The organism is Kitasatospora sp. MBT63, assembly GCF_000710465.2.
Classification (GTDB): domain Bacteria; phylum Actinomycetota; class Actinomycetes; order Streptomycetales; family Streptomycetaceae; genus Kitasatospora.
Genome location: NZ_JAIZ01000648.1, coordinates 30724 through 33276, shown reverse-complemented (window position 1 = coordinate 33276; position 2553 = coordinate 30724). Strand labels below are relative to the sequence as shown.

The 2553-nt window shown below is 73.2% G+C and carries 2 protein-coding genes; both read left to right on the top strand.

The genetic code is table 11. The features are described 5' to 3' along the window. Nucleotides 1–926, top strand: a 926-nt coding sequence (locus tag AA75_RS34155; protein WP_033824237.1) for a hypothetical protein, incomplete at its 5' end; no start/stop codon positions are given. A 124-nt stretch (nucleotides 927–1050) separates the two neighbouring features. Beyond that, nucleotides 1051–2553 (top strand): hypothetical protein (locus tag AA75_RS34150; protein ID WP_033824236.1); only part of this gene is annotated, 1503 nt, incomplete at its 3' end.

The window sequence follows — 2553 nt, the reverse complement described above, 5'->3', positions numbered from 1 at the left end:
GCTGGTACCTGTGGGCGGCGCCCGGCGTCCTCCTGCTCGCCCTGGGCACCTTCCCGTGGCGCAAGGGCCGTACGGCCGTGATCCGGGCCCTGGTGTTCGTCGGCGTCACTCTGGTCGGCGCCGCGGCCGTGGCCTCCCCGCTGCTCTACCAGATCCTCACGCTGGGCGCGGACGTTCCCGACCGCTACGCCTACCTGACCGTCTACATCGATCCGGCGTACGTGCTGGGCTGGGCCTCGGACCGGTCCGGGACGCTGGACTTCCACACCTGGCCGGTGGCCGGTGAGCTGGCCGGCCAGACCGGGTTCGCGCTGCTGCTGATCGCCGGTGTGGGGCTGGGCATCGGTCTGGGGCTGAGGAACATCGCGGTGCGGGCGGCGGCGGCGACGCTGGCGGGTGCGTGGCTGATGCGGTTCTGGTTCGCCTCGCACATGGCGCACAACAAGGCGATCCAGCTGTACCCGCGGACGACGTGGATCATCATGTACTGCCTGATGATCCTGGCGGTGCTGGGCCTGATGGCGGTGGTGGACCGGGGGACCGGCTGGGGCAACCGGGCGCTGGCCGCCAAGGACTCCACCACCCAGGTCATCCCGGGCCGGGTGATCCGCCAGCTCGCGGCCGGCATGGTCTGCGCGCTCGCGCTGTTCGCCACCATGGGCGCCTCCTGGTCGGTCAACCGCTACCTGCCGGAGGACCAGTCCAAGGGCACCATGGGCCTCGACGCCTGGCGCGCCCACACGATCAAGAAGCCCAACGGCAAGTGCCCGAAGTACTCGCCCGTCTCCCGCTGCGCCGACCCGATCGTCAAGGACTGGAAGCCCAGCGCCGACGACGGCTACATCTGGTGCGGCAACGTGGCCGAGGCGGACTGGCCGGCGGTCTGCGGCCGCAAGGCCCCCTGGCTGGACCAGGCGCAGAAGTAGGCTCGGAGCCGACGACCGGGGCCGGCGGAGCACTCCGCCGGCCCCGGTCGTCGTACCGCGGCCCGTCGGGCCGGCACGGTCGCGGAGCCGGCCCCGGGGGCCGCCCGACAATCCAGGGGGACGCATGACCACGAACGCACCCGCTCCGCCCGGGCCCGGGCGCTCCGTCCGGGGCCGCCTCTCGGCCCGGGTACCGGCTCCCCGCCGCCCGGAGCCGGGAGGCCCGCGGCCCGCCGGGCGCCGCCGTCCGTCCCGGCGCACGTGGTGGGCGGCCGCCGAGGCATCGGCCGCCCTGCTGGCCGCACTCGGCTTCGCGGCCCTGTCCACCACGGTCGACCTGAACCCCCTGGTCCGGATCGACCAGGTCAGCGGTCTCGCCGAACTCCAGCTGTACGTCGCGCTGCTCGGTCTGCCGCTGCTGGCGCTGCTGGTGTACACCGCGTACCGGGGTTCGGTGCTGCGGCACCAGCTGGTGAAGCGGCTGGTGTGCGCGGCGCTCGCGGGTCTGTCCACCGGCGTGATCGCCGGCGGCACGGTGCTCGCGCTCAGCGGCACCTCGGCGCCGCTCGGCGGCCAGGACGGCGACCCGAGCACGCTGGTCGCGATGGCCAACTCCATGCTGCACGGCCACCACCTGCCCGGTGTCTATCCGCCGGGGTTCCCGGCGGCGATCGCCGCGTGGTCGGAGATCCGGTACGGCGGTGTGGGTGGTGCGGGGTACGCGTTGCACGATCTGCAGATCGTGTGCAGTGCGCTGGTGGGGCCGATGTCGTACCTGGCGTGGCGGTTGATGCTGCGTCCGTTCTGGGCGCTCGCGATCGCGGTGCCGTCGGCGGTGGTGTTCCTGGATCCGATCCGGCCGTACAGCCATGTTGTGATGATCATGCTGGTTCCGCTGCTGGCGGCGTGCCTGCGGCAGCTGCGGCGCAGTGGGGACTTCTCGGTCCGGGCGGGGGTGCTGCGGGGGCTGGGGTTCGGTGCGGTGTTCGGGCTGATGTTCCTGTGGTACTCGGGCTGGTACCTGTGGGCGGCGCCCGGCGTCCTCCTGCTCGCGCTCGCGGTGTTCCCCTGGCGCCGCGGCCGGACGGCGGTGCTGCGGGCCCTGCTCCTGGCCGCCACCACGGCGGTCTCCGCGGCGGTGGTGGGCGCGCCGCTGCTGTACGAGATCGTCAAGCTGGGCGCCGGGGTACCGGACCGCTACGCCTACCTCGGGGTGTACGTCGATCCGGCGTACGTGCTGGGCTGGGCCTCGGACCGGTCCGGGACGCTGGACTTCCACACCTGGCCGGTGGCCGGTGAGCTGGCCGGCCAGACCGGGTTCGCGCTGCTGCTGATCGCCGGTGTGGGGCTGGGCATCGGTCTGGGGCTGAGGAACATCGCGGTGCGGGCGGCGGCGGCGACGCTGGCGGGTGCGTGGCTGATGCGGTTCTGGTTCGCCTCGCACATGGCGCACAACAAGGCGATCCAGCTGTACCCGCGGACGACGTGGATCATCATGTACTGCCTGATGATCCTGGCGGTGCTGGGCCTGATGGCGGCGGTGGACCGGGGGACCGGCTGGGGCAACCGGGTGCTGGCCGCCAGGGGCTCGACCCAGGTGATCCCGGGCCGGGCGGTCCGGCGGCTG